The following is a 17,559-nucleotide window of genomic DNA, read 5'->3' on the forward strand; positions in this document are numbered from 1 at the left end:
CTTTTTCAGACCATCGAGAGGCGTGCGGCCCAAACCGCGGGCAGATGGCACGCAGGAAGCCCGGACTAATAAGATGGCATTGAAATCCCCCGCGTTTCGTAGAAAATTTCCGTTGCTGGTAACCGGCAGTCTGCTGGCCATGCAACCTTTCGCCACCTCATTCGTGGTCGCCGCGGAACAGTATGACTGCTCAGTCTCTGCTTCGGGTGCCTGGGATTGCGCGCCAAAAACCGCCGCAGCCCCGTTACCACCGCGCCCGGTGCACGACGGTGCAGCCGTCAGCGCCGCTGGCAGCACGGCGCAAGCCGATGCTGGCGGCACCGCTGCGGCCGAGCCGAAGACCACCCTGGTCACCGAGTCCAAGGGCCGTGGCCTGCGTTCGCGCAGTGCCGACTACAGCCACCTGGACTGGGTGCCTCGCGACAAGCTGACCGCAGCCCAACTGGCTGAGACCGGCCCGTATTGCTCCGGCGCGTACATCGAGCCGACCCGTCCTGGCATGAACGACAAGACGGACAAAAGCGATTCGCCGACCTTCATCGGTGCCAAGGTGTCTCGTTACGAGCAGGAACAGCAGGTTGCGACCCTGGCCGGTGACGTCGTCATGCGCCAGGGCAGCATGCAGATGGAGGCTCAGGAAGCCAGCCTGTACCAGGCCGAGAACCGTGGCGAGCTGAACGGCGATGTGCGTCTGCGCGACAACGGCGCCCTGATCGTCGGCGACCACGCCGAGGTCCAGCTCGATACCGGCGCGGCCCAGATCGACAATGCCGAATACGTGCTGCACAAGTCGCGCATTCGCGGTAACGCCCTGTACGCCAAGCGTGCCGAAAACGCGATCATCCGTCTCAAGGACGGTACGTACACCACCTGCGAGCCGGACAGCAACGCCTGGCAGCTCAAGGGCAACAACATCACGTTGAACCCGGCCACCGGTTTCGGTACGGCCACCAACGCGACGTTGCGGATCAAGAACATCCCGATCCTCTACACCCCGTACATCTACTTCCCGATCGACGACCGTCGTCAATCCGGCTTCCTGCCGCCAAGCTTCAGCACCGGCAGCGAAACCGGCTTCACACTGGTTACGCCGTACTACTTCAACCTGGCGCCAAACTACGACGCCACGTTGTACCCGCAATACATGACCAAGCGCGGCATGATGGTTGAGGGCGAATTCCGCTACCTCACCAAGTCCAGCGAAGGGCAGTTCGGCGGCGCGTACCTGAACGACGACAGCGACGAGCGCAAGAATCAGACTGATTACGAAAAAACCCGTTACATGCTCAATTGGCAGCATAAGGGCGGGTTGGATTCGCGTGTTTCAACTCAGGTTGACTACACCAACATCAGCGACCCTTACTTCTTCCAGGACCTCAAGACCTACGAAGAAGGTATTCAGCCTCGCGACTTTGTGAACCAGCAGGGTTCCGTGACTTATCGCGGTGACTCCTATCAGGCGCGCCTGAACCTGCAGGCTTACCAGCTTGCGACGATTTCCCAGATCACCCCGTATAACCGGTTACCGCAGATCACCTTTAATGGGGCGCTGCCGTATCATCCAGGCGGTGTGAACTTCACCTATGAAACTGAAGCGGTTCGGTTTGATCGTGACCTGGAAAATGGCAACTTTACCGATGAAAACAACCTGGTTTCGCCTCGCCTCGACACGTTTGTTACGGGTCTGACCCGTGCGAACGGTACTCGCCTGAACGTCGCGCCAGCTGTTGATTACCCGATGAACTGGACCTACGGTTTTATTACGCCGAAGCTCAAGTACGTGTACACCAAGTACGATCTTGACCTGGACAGCACTGGCAAGAACCAGATCATCGCGCAACAGGCGGCAGCGACGGCAGCTAATCCCTATGCTGGTGGCAACTTCAAGAGTTCCCAGGACCGCGCTATTCCAATCGCCAGTATCGACAGCGGCTTGTATTTCGACCGCAATACCAACTGGTTCGGCAAAGACTATCGCCAGACCCTGGAACCGCGCGCGTTTTACCTCTATGTGCCTAACAAGGACCAGAGCGATATTCCGGTATTCGACACCAGTGAATACTCGTTCAGCTACTCCTCGCTGTTCCGCGATAACCGCTTCAGCGGCAACGACCGGATCGGCGACGAGAACAAGCTGTCCCTGGGCGTAACCAGCCGCTGGATTGAAGACAACGGCTTCGAACGTCAGCGCGTGTCCGTGGGTCAGGCGGTGTACTTCAAGGATCGCCAGGTTCAATTGCCGGGTGTCCTTGCTTCCGACCGCTCCGACGCACAGTCCGACGTGTCGCCTGTTGCCCTGGAATACGAATACCGCTACAACCGCGATTGGCGCGCCACAGCTGACTTCAACTGGGACACCGAAGAACACAGCACCCGCTCCGGCAGTGCAATGCTTCACTACCAGCCGGAAGACAACCCGAACAAGATCATCAACGTCGGTTATCGCTATCGTAACGACCAGGTTGTCTACAACCAGCTGACCGGCAAATGGCAGTTCGGTGGTGACTACGGGCAACCAGGCGACCCGAACTTCGTGAAGGATTACTACAAAATCCAGCAACACGACTTCTCGATGATGTGGCCGATCATTCCGCAGTGGAACCTGATCACCCGCTGGCAGTATGACTATGCCCGCAACCGTACCCTGGAAGCCTTCGGTGGTTTCGAGTACGACAACTGCTGCTGGAAACTGCGCGTCATCAACCGTTACTGGGTTTCCAACGACGAATACAGCCAGATCGCCCCGCTTAACGAAAAGGGTGACCACGGGCTCTTCTTCCAGATCGTCCTCAAAGGACTCGGCGGCCTGACCGGCGCCAAGGTAGAGAGCTTCCTCGACAAAGGCATTGAAGGTTATCGTGAACGTGAAGACCAAGCTTTCTGATTGCTTGCGCCCGCTAGTGCTGGGCGCGCTGTTCCTGGGGGCCGCATCGGCACACGCTGCGGTTCAACAGCTGGACAAGGTAGTGGCCATCGTCGATAACGACGTGATCATGCAGAGCCAACTCGACCAACGGGTCAAGGAAGTTCAGCAAACCATCGCCAAGCGTGGCGGCGGCGTACCGCCTACCAGCGTGCTGGACCCACAGGTACTTGAGCGCCTGATCGTCGAAAACCTGCAACTGCAGATCGGCGAGCGCTCCGGCATCCGTATTTCGGACGAAGAACTGAACCAGGCCGTCGGCACCATCGCTCAGCGCAATAACATGAGCATTGACCAGTTCAAGGCTGCCCTGGCCCACGATGGTTTGTCTTATGAAGACGCCCGTGACCAGATCAAGCGTGAAATGATCATCAGCCGTGTGCGTCAGCGCCGTGTAGCGGAGCGCGTTCAGGTGTCTGAGCAGGAAGTGAAGAACTTCCTGGCCTCGGACCTCGGCAAGATGCAGCTCTCCGAAGAACTGCACCTGGCCAATATCCTGGTTCCAACCCCAGACAGCGCCAGCTCCGAGCAGCTCAATGCCGCTGCGGCGAAAACCCAGGCTATCTATGATCGCCTGAAAGCCGGTGCTGACTTTGCCCAAACGGCCATTGCCATGTCCGGCAGCGACAACGCCCTGGACGGCGGTGACATGGGCTGGCGTAAAGCCGCGCAACTGCCACCTCCGTTCGACCGTGAGCTGAGCGCCATGAATGTGGGTGAAATCACCCAGCCAGCGCGTACGCCAGGCGGCTTCATCATCCTCAAGTTGCTCGGCAAACGCGGCGGCGAGACCTCGCTGAAAGACGAAGTGCATGTTCGTCATATCCTGGTCAAACCAAGCGAAATCCGCACCGAGGCGCAAACCAAGGAGCTGGCCCAGAAGATCTATGACCGCATCGAAGGCGGTGAAGACTTCGCCACCCTGGCCAAGAGCTTCTCGGAAGACCCGGGTTCCGCCCTCAACGGTGGCGACCTGAACTGGATCGACCCGAAAGCGCTGGTGCCGGAGTTCCAGGACGTCATGGCCAAGACCCCGCAAGGCGTTCTGTCCAAGCCGTTCAAGACCCAATATGGCTGGCACGTCCTGGAAGTCCTTGGCCGCCGCGCCACCGACAACACCACCCAGGCCCGCGAGCAACAAGCCCTGACCGTGCTGCGTAACCGCAAGTACGACGAAGAGCTGCAAACCTGGTTGCGTCAGATCCGTGACGAAGCCTACGTAGAGAACAAGCTGCCAGGCGCCGAGCAAACAGGCACCGACCAGGCAGCACAGTGAAACCCCAGCGTTTCGCGGTAACACCCGGCGAGCCGGCCGGCATTGGTCCAGACCTGTGCCTGCTGCTCGCCTCGCACCCTCAGCCACACCCCCTGATTGCCATTACCAGTCGCGACCTGCTCCTTGAGCGGGCCGCGCAGCTGGGTGTGGCTGTCACCTTGCTGGACGTGGCGCCGGGCAACTGGCCCGACCTGCCCGCCCCGGCCGGCAGCCTGTATGTGTGGGACACCCCGCTGGCAGCCAAGGTGGTTGCCGGGCGACTGAACAAGGCCAATGCCGCGTTTGTGCTGGAAACCCTGACACGCGCAGGCCAAGGCTGCATCGACGGCGACTTCGCCGGTATGATCACCGCCCCGGTGCACAAGGGCGTGATCAACGAGTCCGGCATTGCCTTTTCCGGCCATACCGAATTCCTCGCCGAACTAACCCATACCGAACAAGTGGTGATGATGCTGGCCACTCGCGGCCTTCGGGTAGCGCTGGTGACCACGCACTTGCCGTTGCGCGATATCGCCGACGCCATCACTGCCGAGCGTGTGGAGCGCGTTACACGCATCCTGCACACCGACCTGCAACAGAAATTCGGCATTGCCCAACCACGCATCCTGGTTTGTGGGCTCAACCCGCATGCCGGTGAAGGCGGTCATTTGGGCCATGAAGAAATCGACATCATTGAACCGACATTAGAGCGTCTGCGCCAAGAAGGCATGGACCTGCGCGGCCCATTGCCTGCAGACACTCTGTTTACCCCCAAATATCTGGAGCACTGCGACGCAGTGCTGGCGATGTACCACGACCAAGGGCTGCCCGTGCTGAAGTACAAAGGCTTCGGCGCCGCAGTCAACGTGACACTGGGCCTGCCGATCATCCGCACCTCCGTCGACCATGGCACTGCCCTGGACCTGGCGGGCAGCGGCAAGATCGATACCGGCAGCCTGCACGTGGCCCTGGAAACCGCCTATCAGATGGCCGAGACCCGTATATGACTGAGCATTACCAACACCGGGCGCGCAAGCGCTTCGGGCAAAACTTCCTGCACGACGCTGGCGTGATCGACCGAATTCTGCGTTCCATCCATGCCAAGCCAGAAGACCGCTTGCTGGAAATCGGCCCGGGCCAGGGCGCATTGACCCAAGGCCTGCTCAACAGTGGCGGCCAGTTGGACGTGGTGGAGTTGGACAAGGACCTGATCCCGATCCTCAACCAGCAGTTCGCCGGTATGCCCAACTTCAACCTGCACCAGGGCGATGCGCTGAAGTTTGACTTCAACAGCCTCAACGCCGCGCCCAACAGCCTGCGGGTGGTCGGCAACCTGCCGTACAACATCTCTACGCCGCTGATTTTTCACCTGCTGAACAATGCCGGGATCATCCGCGACATGCACTTCATGCTGCAAAAAGAAGTGGTTGAGCGTTTGGCCGCAGGCCCAGGCGGTGGTGATTGGGGCCGTCTGTCGATCATGGTTCAGTACCATTGCCGCGTAGAGCACCTGTTCAACGTCGGCCCTGGCGCCTTCAACCCGCCGCCGAAGGTCGACTCGGCCATCGTGCGCCTGGTGCCGCACGCGGTGCTGCCGCATCCGGCCAAGGACCACAAGTTGCTGGAGCGCGTGGTACGCGAAGCGTTCAACCAACGCCGCAAGACCCTACGCAACACGCTCAAGGCGCTGCTGAGCAACGCCGAGATCGAAGCCGCCGGTGTCGACGGTGGCCTGCGCCCCGAGCAACTGGACCTGGCCGCATTCGTGCGCCTGGCTGATCAGCTTGCGATCCAGCCTGCGCCGACCGTGGAATAAGCTGTAACTCGATACAACTGTGGGAGCGGGCTTGCCCGCGATGGCGGTGCATCAGTGACACATTCAGTGACTGACACACTGCATTCGCGAGTAAGCCCGCCCCCACAGTTGCTCCGCGTTATACCGATAGCGCTTGCCGCCTGCCCGACACATGTCTGGCCTAGTGCCCCGCTCATGGCCTAGACTGATCCGCATCTGCTGTCCTCCGCTTTTGCTCTTAAGGCCTCTTGCATGTCCGATCCTCGCTACCAGATCGACGTCAGCGTCGTCACCCGCTTCCTCGCGGACCAATCGCAACCTGAACACGACCGTTATGCCTTCGCCTACACCATCACGGTGAAGAACAACGGGCAGGTGCCGGCCAAACTGCTGTCGCGCCACTGGGTAATTACCGATGGCGACGGCCAGGTCGAGGAAGTGCGTGGTGCCGGCGTGGTTGGCCAGCAGCCGTTGATCGACATCGGCGCCAGCCATACTTACAGCAGCGGCACGGTGATGACCTCCAAAGTCGGCACCATGCAGGGCTCGTATCAGATGAAAGCCAGCGACGGAAAACTGTTCGACGCCATCATCGCGCCGTTTCGCCTCGCAGTGCCCGGAGCCCTGCACTGATGACGACGTACGCAGTCGGTGACCTGCAAGGCTGCCTGGAACCCCTCAAATGCCTGCTGGAGCGCGTAGCCTTCAACCCGGCGAGCGACCGCTTGTGGCTGGTCGGCGACCTGGTCAATCGCGGCCCCGAGTCCCTGGAGACACTGCGCTTTCTTTATAAGATGCGCGATTCATTGGTGTGCGTGCTGGGCAACCATGACCTGCACCTGCTGGCGGCCGGCAATAACATCGAACGCCTGAAAAAAGGCGACACCCTGCGCGAGATCCTGGAAGCTCCGGACAGGACTGAATTACTGGACTGGCTGCGCCGCCAAAAGCTCATGCATTACGACGAAGGCCGCAACATGGCCTTGGTGCATGCCGGCATCCCGCCCCAATGGACGCTGAAGAAAGCCCTCAAGGGCGCCGCCGAAGTCGAAAGCGCCCTGGCCGATGACAACCTGTACACCGCCTACCTCGACGGCATGTACGGCAACGAGCCGGTCAAGTGGGACAATGACCTCACCGGCGTGGCCCGCCTGCGCGTGATCACCAACTACTTCACACGCATGCGCTTCTGCACCGCCGAAGGCAAGCTGGACCTCAAGAGCAAGGAAGGCGCCGACACTGCGCTGCCCGGTTATAAGCCATGGTTTGCCCACAAGGAACGCAAGACCCGTGACATGAAGATCATCTTCGGTCACTGGGCGGCCCTGGAAGGCAAATGCGAAGAACCTGGCGTGTTCGCCCTCGACACCGGTTGCGTGTGGGGCGGCGCCATGACCCTGATGAACATCGACACCGGCGAGCGCCTGAGCTGCCAGTGTGAACCTCCCCCTTCTGTAACACTGCCGGGCGCCAAGCCCTAGGAGCCCGCCATGAGCGAATTCAAACGTATCCCTCCCGAACAAGCCCAGGCCCTGCGCGAGCAAGGCGCCGTGGTGGTCGACATCCGCGACCAGCCGACCTATGCAGCAGGCCACATCAGCGGCGCGCAGCATCTGGACAACCACAACATCCAAGACTTCATCCGTGCCGCCGACCTCGATGCACCGGTGATCGTGGCCTGCTACCACGGCAACTCCAGCCAGAGCGCAGCGGCCTATCTGATCAGCCAGGGCTTCTCCGACGTCTATAGCCTGGACGGTGGCTTCGAGCTGTGGCGTACGACCTATCCTGCAGAAATTGCCTCCGACAATTCGCAATAATTTTTTTCACACCCCGCCACCCCGCGTGACGCTTGGGCTTGCGCCGTTTCTGACGAACGGCGTAGCCAAACTAATTGCGCATCGCGCCTTGACCTCCCGGATTCCGAACTATCCTTAAGCGCAGGCCATCCGAATCAGGGGAGAGCCGGTACACCGGCGTGCGGGTCATCGGTAGCGTTTCAGGGTGTTCTGGGGGGAAAACAGCCAGTGGCGATCGCCAATGGCTGCCAGCATCGACTGATTGATCCGGCGTCGGCTCCACGTATCGAGCGAGGTGACGACGTCATGAGTATCTTTAGCCACTTCCAACAACGCTTCGAGTCCACCCAGCAGGAAGAACTCACCCTGCAGGAGTATCTCGAGCTGTGCAAAAAGGACCGCAGCACCTACGCATCTGCCGCCGAACGCCTGCTGCTGGCGATTGGTGAGCCGGAGCTGGTAGACACCTCGAACAATTCGCGCCTGTCGCGAATATTCTCCAACAAGGTGATCCGGCGCTACCCGGCCTTTGAAGACTTCCACGGCATGGAAGAATGCATCGACCAGATCGTCTCCTACTTCCGCCACGCCGCCCAAGGCCTGGAAGAGAAGAAACAGATCCTCTACCTGCTCGGCCCGGTCGGCGGCGGTAAGTCGTCCCTGGCGGAAAAGCTCAAACAACTGATCGAGAAGGTGCCCTTCTACGCCATCAAGGGCTCGCCGGTGTTCGAGTCGCCTTTGGGGTTGTTCAACGCCACGGAAGATGGCGCGATCCTCGAAGAAGACTTCGGCATCCCACGCCGCTACCTCAATACCATCATGTCGCCGTGGGCCACCAAACGGCTGTCGGAGTTTGGCGGCGACATCAGCCAGTTCCGCGTGGTGAAACTCTACCCGTCGATCCTCAACCAGATCGGCGTGGCCAAGACCGAGCCAGGTGACGAGAACAACCAGGACATCTCGGCGCTGGTGGGCAAGGTCGATATCCGCAAACTCGAGGAATTCCCACAGAACGACGCCGACGCCTACAGCTACTCGGGCGCACTGTGCCGGGCCAACCAGGGCCTGATGGAGTTCGTGGAAATGTTCAAAGCGCCGATCAAGGTGCTGCACCCACTGCTTACCGCCACCCAGGAAGGCAACTACAACAGTACCGAAGGCCTGGGCGCGATTCCGTTCACCGGGATCCTGCTGGCTCACTCCAACGAATCGGAATGGCATACCTTCCGCAACAACAAGAACAACGAAGCCTTCATCGACCGGATCTACATCGTCAAGGTGCCGTACTGCCTGCGGGTCAGTGATGAAATCAAGATTTACGACAAGCTGCTGTTCAACAGCTCCCTGGCCAAGGCCCATTGCGCGCCTGACACCCTGAAGATGCTTGCGCAATTCACCGTGCTCTCGCGACTCAAGGAGCCGGAAAACTCGAACATCTACTCGAAAATGCGCGTGTACGACGGCGAAAACCTCAAGGACACCGACCCCAAAGCCAAGTCGATCCAGGAATATCGCGACACGGCGGGCGTGGATGAGGGCATGAACGGCCTTTCCACCCGTTTCGCGTTCAAGATCCTCTCCAAGGTCTTTAACTTCGACCCGCACGAGATCGCCGCCAACCCGGTGCATCTGCTCTATGTGCTGGAACAGCAGATCGAACAGGAGCAATTCCAGGCCGAAACCCGCGAACGCTACCTGCGCTTCCTCAAGGAATACCTGGCGCCGCGCTACATCGAGTTCATCGGCAAGGAAATCCAGACTGCATACCTGGAGTCCTACAGCGAGTACGGCCAGAACATCTTTGACCGCTACGTGCTGTACGCCGACTTCTGGATTCAGGACCAGGAATACCGCGACCCGGAAACCGGCGAGATCCTCAACCGCGTGGCCCTCAACGAGGAACTGGAGAAGATCGAAAAACCGGCCGGCATCAGCAATCCGAAGGATTTCCGCAACGAAATCGTCAACTTCGTGCTGCGCGCCCGTGCCAACAACAACGGCAAGAACCCTACCTGGCTCAGCTACGAGAAGCTGCGGGTGGTCATCGAGAAAAAAATGTTCTCCAACACCGAGGACCTGCTGCCGGTTATCAGCTTCAACGCCAAGGCCAGCAAGGAGGACCAGCAAAAACACAACGACTTTGTTACGCGCATGGTCGAACGCGGCTACACCGACAAACAGGTACGCCTGCTTTCCGAGTGGTACCTGCGGGTGCGTAAATCACAGTAAGGCAGCGACAGGCGCGTGCTGCCGGGCTTCTGGCCCGGCAGCCGACCGCTTGTCTCTAAGCTTCCAGCTCGCGGCTTGAAGCTTGTAACGTGAAGCTGCCCGGAGGGCTCCCCATGAGCTATGTGATCGACCGACGCCTCAATGGCAAGAACAAGAGCACGGTAAACCGTCAGCGTTTCCTGCGGCGTTACCGTGACCACATCAAAAAGGCCGTTGAAGAGGCCGTCAGCCGCCGCTCCATTACTGACATGGAGCATGGCGAGCAAATCAGCATTCCCGGACGCGACATCGACGAACCGGTGCTGCACCACGGCCGGGGCGGCAAACAGACCGTCGTGCACCCCGGCAACAAGGAATTCACCACCGGCGAGCATATCCAGCGCCCCCAAGGCGGTGGTGGCGGTAAAGGCCCCGGCAAAGCCGGCAACTCCGGCGAGGGCATGGACGAGTTCGTGTTCCAGATCACCCAGGAAGAATTCCTGGAATTCATGTTTGAAGACCTGGAATTGCCCAACCTGGTCAAACGCAACCTGACCGGCACCGACACCTTCAAGACCGTGCGCGCAGGGATCAGTAACGAGGGCAACCCGTCCCGCATCAATATCATTCGCACGCTGCGCTCGGCCCATGCACGCCGTATCGCACTGTCCGGTAGCAGCCGCGCCAAACTGAAGGAGGCCAAGGAAGAACTGGCGCGCTTAAAGCGCGAAGAGCCGGATAACTTCGGTGATATCCAGCAAATAGAGGCCGAAATCGAGAAACTCAGTGCGCGCATTCACCGCGTGCCGTTCCTCGACACCTTCGACCTCAAATACAACTTGCTGGTGAAACAACCCAACCCCAGCTCCAAGGCGGTGATGTTCTGCCTGATGGACGTGTCCGGCTCCATGACCCAGGCCACCAAGGACATTGCCAAGCGCTTTTTCATCCTGCTGTACCTGTTCCTGAAGCGTAACTACGACAAGATCGACGTGGTGTTCATCCGCCATCACACCAGCGCCCGGGAAGTGGACGAAGAAGAGTTCTTCTACTCGCGGGAAACCGGCGGCACCATCGTGTCCAGCGCGTTAAAGCTGATGCAGGAAATCATGGCCGAGCGCTACCCTGCCAATGAGTGGAACATCTACGCCGCGCAAGCCTCCGACGGCGATAACTGGAACGATGACTCGCCGATCTGCCGCGACATCCTGATCAACCAGATCATGCCGTTCGTGCAGTACTACACCTACGTTGAAATTACCCCTCGTGAGCACCAGGCACTGTGGTTCGAATACGAGCGCATCGGTGAAGCCTTTGCCGATACGTTCGCCCAGCAGCAACTGGTCTCGGCCGGCGATATCTACCCGGTCTTCCGTGAACTCTTCCAGCGCAGGTTAGTGACATGACCGCCAAAAAAGAGCATAAGCGCCAACCCATTTCCACTGGCTCCGAGTGGACCTTTGAACTGATCCAGGCCTATGACCGGGAAATCAGCCGTATCGCGGCGGGTTATGCCCTGGACACCTACCCCAACCAGATTGAAGTGATCACCGCCGAACAGATGATGGATGCCTACGCCTCGGTCGGCATGCCCTTGGGCTATCACCATTGGTCCTATGGCAAACACTTCCTCAGCACCGAGAAGTCCTACACCCGTGGGCAGATGGGCCTGGCCTACGAGATCGTGATCAACTCCGACCCGTGCATCGCCTACCTGATGGAAGAAAACACCATCTGCATGCAGGCGCTGGTGGTGGCCCACGCGTGCTACGGGCATAACAGTTTTTTCAAGGGCAACTACCTGTTCCGCACCTGGACCGATGCCAGCTCGATCATCGATTACCTGGTGTTCGCCAAGCAGTACATCATGCAATGCGAGGAACGCCATGGCATCGATGCGGTAGAGGACTTGCTCGACTCTTGCCACGCGCTGATGAACTACGGCGTCGACCGTTACAAACGCCCGTATCCGATTTCCGCCGAGGAAGAACGCCTGCGCCAGAAGGAGCGTGAGGAGCACCTGCAAAAGCAGATCAACGACCTGTGGCGCACGATTCCTAAAAAGGCCGGCAAAAACAGCGACAAGGACAATGCACGCTTCCCCGCCGAACCTCAGGAAAACATCCTGTATTTCCTGGAAAAACACGCGCCGTTGCTGGAGCCGTGGCAGCGAGAAATCGTGCGCATTGTGCGCAAGATCGCACAGTATTTTTATCCACAGCGCCAAACCCAGGTGATGAACGAAGGCTGGGCAACGTTCTGGCACTACACCTTGATGAATGACCTGTACGACGAAGGCCTGGTCACCGACGGTTTCATGATGGAGTTCCTCACCTCCCATACCAGCGTGGTGTTCCAGCCCGGTTTTGACAGCCCGTATTACAGCGGCATCAACCCCTACGCGCTGGGCTTTGCCATGTACCGCGACATCCGGCGCATGTGTGAACACCCCACCGAAGAAGACCGCCGCTGGTTCCCGGAAATCGCCGGCAGCGACTGGTTGTCGACCATCAAGTTCGCCATGAGCAGCTTCAAGGATGAGAGTTTCATCCTGCAGTACCTGTCACCCCAGGTGATTCGCGACCTGAAGCTGTTCAGCATTCTCGATGACGACCTCAAGGATGATCTGGTGGTGCCTGCCATCCACGATGAGCCCGGCTACCGCACCATCCGTGAAACCCTGGCAGCGCAGTACAACCTGGGCAACCGTGAGCCAAACGTGCAGATCTACAGCATTGATGTGCGCGGCGACCGTTCGCTGACCTTGCGTCACCAGCAGCACGACCGCAAACCTTTGGGCGAGTCCACCGAGGAAGTGCTCAAACACCTGCACCGGCTGTGGGGCTTCGACATTCACCTGGAAACCCTGCAGGGCGATCAGGTGATGAAAACCCACCACGTGCCGCCACGCACCGACCACAACGATAACGACTACGGCCGCCTGGACCTGGCCGTCGTACATCTCTGAAACAGCAAAGCCTCCATTGGTCCGGCTCAGGCGGTATCCTGTGCCGCTAATGGAGGCTTTTTCATGAAAATCTACACAGTCGGCGGTGCGGTGCGTGATCGCCTGCTCGGCCTCAAGGTCACCGATATCGACCGCGTCGTGGTCGGTGCGACCACTGAAGAAATGCTCGCTAAAGGCTACAAGCCAGTCGGTGCTGACTTCCCGGTATTCCTGGACCCAAAGAACGGCGACGAATACGCCCTCGCCCGCACCGAACGCAAGAGTGGCCGGGGTTATGGCGGCTTTGTGTTTCACGCAAGCCCCGAGGTCACGCTGGAAGAAGACCTGATTCGCCGTGACCTGACCATCAACGCCATGGCCGAGGATGATGACGGCAACCTGACCGATCCCTATGGCGGCCAGAGCGACCTTGAAGCACGGATTCTGCGTCACGTTTCTCCCGCGTTCGCCGAAGATCCCCTGCGAGTGCTGCGTGTTGCACGCTTTGCTGCGCGTTACGCTCACTTGGGCTTTACCGTCGCCCCGCAAACCCTGGAACTGATGCGCCAACTCAGCGAGTCCGGCGAACTGCAAGCCTTGACCCCGGAACGCAGTTGGAAAGAAATTTCCAGGGCGCTGATGGAGGATCAGCCGCAGGTGTTTATTCAGGTACTGCGCGACTGCAACGCGCTGAAAACCCTGATGCCCGAAGTGAATGCACTGTTTGGCGTGCCACAACCCGAGGCCCATCACCCGGAAATCGACACCGGCATCCATACCCTTAGCGTGCTCGAGCAAGCCGCCTTGCATCAGCAGCCGCTGACCGTGCGCTGGGCCTGCCTGCTGCACGACCTGGGCAAAGGCCTGACGCCTGTGGATAAGTTGCCGCAGCATATTACCCACGAACACACGGGCTTGAAGCTGATCAAGGCGGTCAATGAACGCTTCAAGGTGCCGAAGGATTGCCAGGAACTGGCCCTGCTGGTCGGCCAATACCACACCCACGGCCACCGTGCGCTGGAGCTGAAAGCCTCGACGCTGCTGGAGTTGCTGCAAAGTTTTGACGTGTATCGCCGGCCGCAGCGCTTTGAAGAGTTTGTAGTGAGTTGCGAAATGGACGCCCGGGGCCGCAAGGGCCTGGAGCAGAGAAGTTATCCACAGGCGGATTATTTACGCGGCGCAGCCAAGGCCGCTCGCGAAGTACCGGTGGCGCCCTTGCTGGAGAAAGGTTTCAAAGGCCCGGAGCTGGGCGAGGCGCTCAAGCGTGAGCGGCTTAAGGTGCTCAAGGCCTACAAAGAGCAATACAACCTGTAGTCGTTACTCTTTGTGGCAGACGGGTTTGCATCAATGCCATTCAGTTAAGCGCAAAACGTGTGGGAGCGGGCTCGCCCGCGAAGACGTCGGCACAGTAAACATTGATGCTGACTGACCCACCGCTTTCGCGGGCAAGCCCGCTCCCACAGTTGAATCCGGTCAAGCCAGGCGCATCGGCGGCTACAGTAGATCCGCCGGGGTCAACTGCTGGCCCCGCCATTCAAACGCAACTGGCGCCAGCACCTGGTCGATCTGCGCATCGCGCCATAACTCGGCCATGGTCTTATCGACTTCAGGGTGGACACGATCGGGCGCCATCAACGACAACGGCCACAGCACAAAAGCATTCTTCAGGATCTCTGCGCGGGGCAGGATCAAACCATCGAAATTCCCCACCAGGTCACCGTACAGCAGCACGTCGATATCCAACGGCAGCCCTTTGCGGTCCGGGGCATAACGACCATTGTCAGCCTCGATGAATTTCAACCGACGATCCAGCTCCATCAACGGCAGGTCGGTATACGCCGACACAACAAGGTTGAAGAATGGCCCGCTCTTGATGCCCACCGGCTGGCTTTCAAACACCGCGGAGCAGCGTACATCGGTCAAGAAACTCGCCAACGCGTTCAAGCCGGCACACAGGTGCGGCTCGCGCTCGATATTGCTGCCAAGGCCAAGGTAAACCTGAGTTAGCGACATCCGCGCTCGATCTCCACGCCCACGCCTTTGGCAGCCGGTACGGCGCCGGGCTTGGTCAATTTGAGGTGCAGCCAGGGAATCTGGAATTCGTTCATCAGCACTTCGGCCAACCGCTCGGCAAAGGTTTCCACCAACTGGTATTGGGATTGCTCGGCAAAGGCCTGGATACGCGTGGACACACTGGCGTAATCCAGCGCCAGGGTCAGGTCGTCACCGGCAGCCGCCGGGCGATTGTCCCAGGCGAAGCTAAGGTCCAGGCGCAGGCATTGCTTGATGCCGCGCTCCCAGTCGTAGGCCCCGATTACGGTGTCGACTTCCAGGCCTTCGATAAACACTCTGTCCAAGCTCTTCTCCGCAGCACGACAAGGGCGCATTGCCCCGGTTAGAATCAGGGCGTCCTCGCCCGGAATAGTTAGCATGTTTTGGTTACTGGCGATTCTCGCCTACCTGCTCGGCTCGCTGTCCTTCGCCATTTTGCTCAGCCGCCTGACGGGAAATCCCGACCCGCGAATGAGTGGCTCAGGCAATGCCGGCGCCACCAATATGTTGCGCCTGGCCGGCAAGAAACTCGCCGTACTGACGCTGCTGGGCGACCTCTGCAAGGGCTTGTTGCCCGTACTGATCGCCAGCTTCGCCGGTCTTACCTTGCAACAGCAGGCCTGGGTGGGCGTGTGCGCCGTCCTGGGCCATCTGTTTCCGCTGTACTTCCGTTTTCGCGGCGGCAAAGGCGTCGCGACCGCGGCCGGCATGCTGCTGGGGGTTTACCCTCCGGCAGCGCTGCTGGCCGTGCTGGCCTGGCTGCTGACGTTCTACCTGACCCGCACCAGCTCGCTGGCCGCACTGATCGCCACGCCACTCACCCTGCCGCTGCTCGCCTGGCAGGCACCGGCGGCGTTGCTGCCGATGAGCGTACTGACACTGCTGATCGTGTGGCGCCACCGCGGCAATTTACGCGACCTGTTTGCCGGGCGCGAACGGCATTTTTAAATACCGTTGATGAGCCCCGCGCAAGCCAAGCCACTTAAAGCGGTGAAAGCTGCTCCATCGGCCAGCGTGCCTGCACGCTGATCGCCAGGCTTTCGTGCTGCCCGGCCTGCAAGCGCTGGCAACCGGCGTAGGCAATCATTGCGCCGTTGTCGGTGCAAAACTCAGGGCGCGCGTAGAACACGTCACCCTTCATGTCGCCGAGCATTTTTTCCAGCGAGGTACGCAGCGCCTTGTTGGCGCTGACGCCGCCTGCGATCACCAGACGCTGCATGCCCGCCTGTTTCAGGGCGCGCTTGCACTTGATGGTCAAAGTCTCCACCACGGCCTGCTGGAACGCCAGCGCGATGTCGCAACGGGCTTGTTCACTGTCGTCCCCGGCGCTGACGCTTTGCTGCCAGGTGTTCAGTGCGGAGGTTTTCAAGCCGCTGAAACTGAACATCAGGCCTGGGCGGTCGCACATCGGGCGCGGGAAGGTGTAGCGGCCCGGCACACCTTTTTCGGCCAGCCGCGCGATTTCCGGGCCACCGGGATAATTGAGGCCCATCATCTTCGCGGTTTTGTCGAAAGCTTCGCCGGCGGCGTCGTCCAGCGACTCACCCAAAAGCGTGTATTGGCCGATTCCATCCACCTGAACCAACTGCGTGTGGCCACCGGAAACCAACAAAGCGACGAACGGGAACTGCGGCGGTGTTTTTTCCAGCATCGGTGCCAGTAAATGGCCTTCCATATGGTGCACGCCGAGGGCTGGAATACCCCAGGCAAATGCCAGCGCCTGGGCGCAAGAGGCCCCAACCAGAAGGGCTCCAACCAATCCTGGGCCTGCGGTATAGGCGATCGCGTCGATCTCGGTCGGCACGCAGCCGGCCTCGTCCAACACCTGGCGAATCAAGGGCAGCATGCGCTTGACGTGATCTCGGCTGGCCAGCTCCGGCACCACCCCGCCATAGGCGCGGTGCAGGTCGATCTGACTGAACAGTGCATCGGCCAAAAGCCCGCGTTCACTGTCGTAAAGTGCGACACCGGTTTCGTCGCAGGAGGTTTCAAGTCCCAGTACTAGCATGGGTTTGCGCCTTGTAGAGGCTGAATTCGAAGGCGCGCATAATAGTCGCCACTCCCCCTCCCGACTAGCGGTTTTCGATCAGAGGCTTTGCATTCCGGTCAATGAGGGGTTAACATCCGCAACCCTTAAAAACCGACGACCTCAGCCGCGAATTTTTTGCGACGAGAACGTTGATTCCCGGTAATGAAAGAAGGTAGCTCTGGATGCCAGCCGTCAAAGTAAAAGAGAACGAACCCTTCGACGTAGCTCTGCGTCGTTTCAAGCGCTCCTGCGAAAAAGCCGGTGTTCTGGCTGAAGTTCGTAGCCGCGAATTTTATGAGAAGCCAACTTCTGAGCGTAAGCGTAAAGCAGCAGCCGCTGTTAAGCGTCACGCCAAGAAAGTTCAGCGCGAACAGCGCCGCGCCGTTCGTCTGTACTAATACACAGACTTACGTAGCAAGCTTCTGCCAAGCCCGGCCCTCAGCCGGGCTGTTGGCATTTGCGGATATCGCTTGATGCTTCACCGTCGACGCCGCACACGCGACCGAGACACTGCTTCACACGTCAGGACTGGCTCTTCTGCCAGCGGTGCG

The 17,559-nt window shown here is 59.6% G+C and carries 16 protein-coding genes; 13 read left to right on the forward strand and 3 right to left on the reverse strand.

Annotation, left to right across the window (positions count from 1 at the left end; translation table 11 throughout):
- Nucleotides 1-73: 73 nt before the first annotated feature.
- From HBO41_RS20065 to HBO41_RS20115, 11 genes are all read left to right on the forward strand, one after another.
- Complete coding sequence (locus tag HBO41_RS20065; RefSeq protein ID WP_169987477.1) at nt 74-2,884, forward strand: LPS-assembly protein LptD; 2,811 nt, start codon at nt 74-76, stop codon at nt 2,882-2,884.
- Nucleotides 2,859-4,199, forward strand: coding sequence for a peptidylprolyl isomerase (locus tag HBO41_RS20070; protein ID WP_017138064.1), 1,341 nt, complete (start codon nt 2,859-2,861; stop codon nt 4,197-4,199). The genes HBO41_RS20065 and HBO41_RS20070 overlap by 26 nt, the downstream gene beginning before the upstream one ends.
- Entirely contained in the window at nt 4,196-5,185 is a 990-nt protein-coding gene (gene pdxA / locus HBO41_RS20075; RefSeq protein ID WP_169987480.1) for a 4-hydroxythreonine-4-phosphate dehydrogenase PdxA, read from the forward strand. Before HBO41_RS20070 ends, pdxA begins: the two co-directional genes overlap by 4 nt.
- Complete coding sequence (gene rsmA, locus HBO41_RS20080) at nt 5,182-5,994, forward strand: 16S rRNA (adenine(1518)-N(6)/adenine(1519)-N(6))-dimethyltransferase RsmA (protein ID WP_056857851.1); 813 nt, start codon at nt 5,182-5,184, stop codon at nt 5,992-5,994. Before pdxA ends, rsmA begins: the two co-directional genes overlap by 4 nt.
- A 231-nt stretch (nt 5,995-6,225) precedes the next feature.
- Nucleotides 6,226-6,606, forward strand: coding sequence for a Co2+/Mg2+ efflux protein ApaG (gene apaG, locus HBO41_RS20085; protein ID WP_169987482.1), 381 nt, complete (start codon nt 6,226-6,228; stop codon nt 6,604-6,606).
- On the forward strand, nt 6,606-7,454 hold the full coding sequence (locus tag HBO41_RS20090; RefSeq protein WP_099550419.1) for a symmetrical bis(5'-nucleosyl)-tetraphosphatase: 849 nt from the start codon (nt 6,606-6,608) through the stop codon (nt 7,452-7,454). The genes apaG and HBO41_RS20090 overlap by 1 nt, the downstream gene beginning before the upstream one ends.
- Nucleotides 7,455-7,463: 9 nt before the next feature.
- Entirely contained in the window at nt 7,464-7,793 is a 330-nt protein-coding gene (gene glpE, locus HBO41_RS20095; RefSeq protein ID WP_017138059.1) for a thiosulfate sulfurtransferase GlpE, read from the forward strand.
- 285 nt (nt 7,794-8,078) lie between these two features.
- Nucleotides 8,079-10,001: a PrkA family serine protein kinase gene (locus HBO41_RS20100; RefSeq protein ID WP_026013778.1), complete on the forward strand. Its 1,923-nt coding sequence runs from the start codon at nt 8,079-8,081 to the stop codon at nt 9,999-10,001.
- A gap of 113 nt (nt 10,002-10,114) precedes the next feature.
- Nucleotides 10,115-11,386 (forward strand): YeaH/YhbH family protein, encoded by a 1,272-nt coding sequence (locus HBO41_RS20105; protein ID WP_017138057.1) that lies wholly within the window; start codon nt 10,115-10,117, stop codon nt 11,384-11,386.
- Nucleotides 11,383-12,948, forward strand: a complete 1,566-nt coding sequence (locus tag HBO41_RS20110; RefSeq protein WP_017138056.1) for a SpoVR family protein — start codon at nt 11,383-11,385, stop codon at nt 12,946-12,948. The genes HBO41_RS20105 and HBO41_RS20110 overlap by 4 nt, the downstream gene beginning before the upstream one ends.
- Nucleotides 12,949-13,011: 63 nt before the next feature.
- Nucleotides 13,012-14,241 (forward strand): multifunctional CCA addition/repair protein, encoded by a 1,230-nt coding sequence (locus HBO41_RS20115; protein ID WP_169987485.1) that lies wholly within the window; start codon nt 13,012-13,014, stop codon nt 14,239-14,241.
- Between the two features lie 180 nt (nt 14,242-14,421).
- Here the strand turns inward: HBO41_RS20115 and folK are convergent, their stop codons facing one another.
- Nucleotides 14,422-14,940, reverse strand: a complete 519-nt coding sequence (gene folK / locus HBO41_RS20120) for a 2-amino-4-hydroxy-6-hydroxymethyldihydropteridine diphosphokinase (RefSeq protein ID WP_017138054.1) — start codon at nt 14,938-14,940, stop codon at nt 14,422-14,424.
- Nucleotides 14,931-15,284: a dihydroneopterin aldolase gene (folB, locus tag HBO41_RS20125; protein ID WP_017138053.1), complete on the reverse strand. Its 354-nt coding sequence runs from the start codon at nt 15,282-15,284 to the stop codon at nt 14,931-14,933. The genes folK and folB overlap by 10 nt, the downstream gene beginning before the upstream one ends.
- A 73-nt stretch (nt 15,285-15,357) precedes the next feature.
- Here folB and plsY point away from each other — a divergent pair, with 73 nt between their 5' ends.
- Nucleotides 15,358-15,927 (forward strand): glycerol-3-phosphate 1-O-acyltransferase PlsY, encoded by a 570-nt coding sequence (gene plsY / locus HBO41_RS20130; RefSeq protein ID WP_056857845.1) that lies wholly within the window; start codon nt 15,358-15,360, stop codon nt 15,925-15,927.
- A 34-nt stretch (nt 15,928-15,961) separates the two neighbouring features.
- Here the strand turns inward: plsY and tsaD are convergent, their stop codons facing one another.
- Nucleotides 15,962-16,987: a tRNA (adenosine(37)-N6)-threonylcarbamoyltransferase complex transferase subunit TsaD gene (gene tsaD, locus HBO41_RS20135; RefSeq protein ID WP_017138051.1), complete on the reverse strand. Its 1,026-nt coding sequence runs from the start codon at nt 16,985-16,987 to the stop codon at nt 15,962-15,964.
- 203 nt (nt 16,988-17,190) lie between these two features.
- On the opposite strand from tsaD, the gene rpsU reads away from it, so the two are divergent.
- The gene (gene rpsU, locus HBO41_RS20140) at nt 17,191-17,406 is read left to right on the forward strand and encodes a 30S ribosomal protein S21 (protein WP_002551877.1); all 216 of its coding nucleotides are present in this window, start codon (nt 17,191-17,193) and stop codon (nt 17,404-17,406) included.
- Nucleotides 17,407-17,559: the final 153 nt, after the last annotated feature.

Source organism: Pseudomonas sp. WS 5146 (genome assembly GCF_012985495.1).
In the GTDB taxonomy this organism is placed as follows: Bacteria; Pseudomonadota; Gammaproteobacteria; order Pseudomonadales; family Pseudomonadaceae; genus Aquipseudomonas; species Aquipseudomonas edaphica.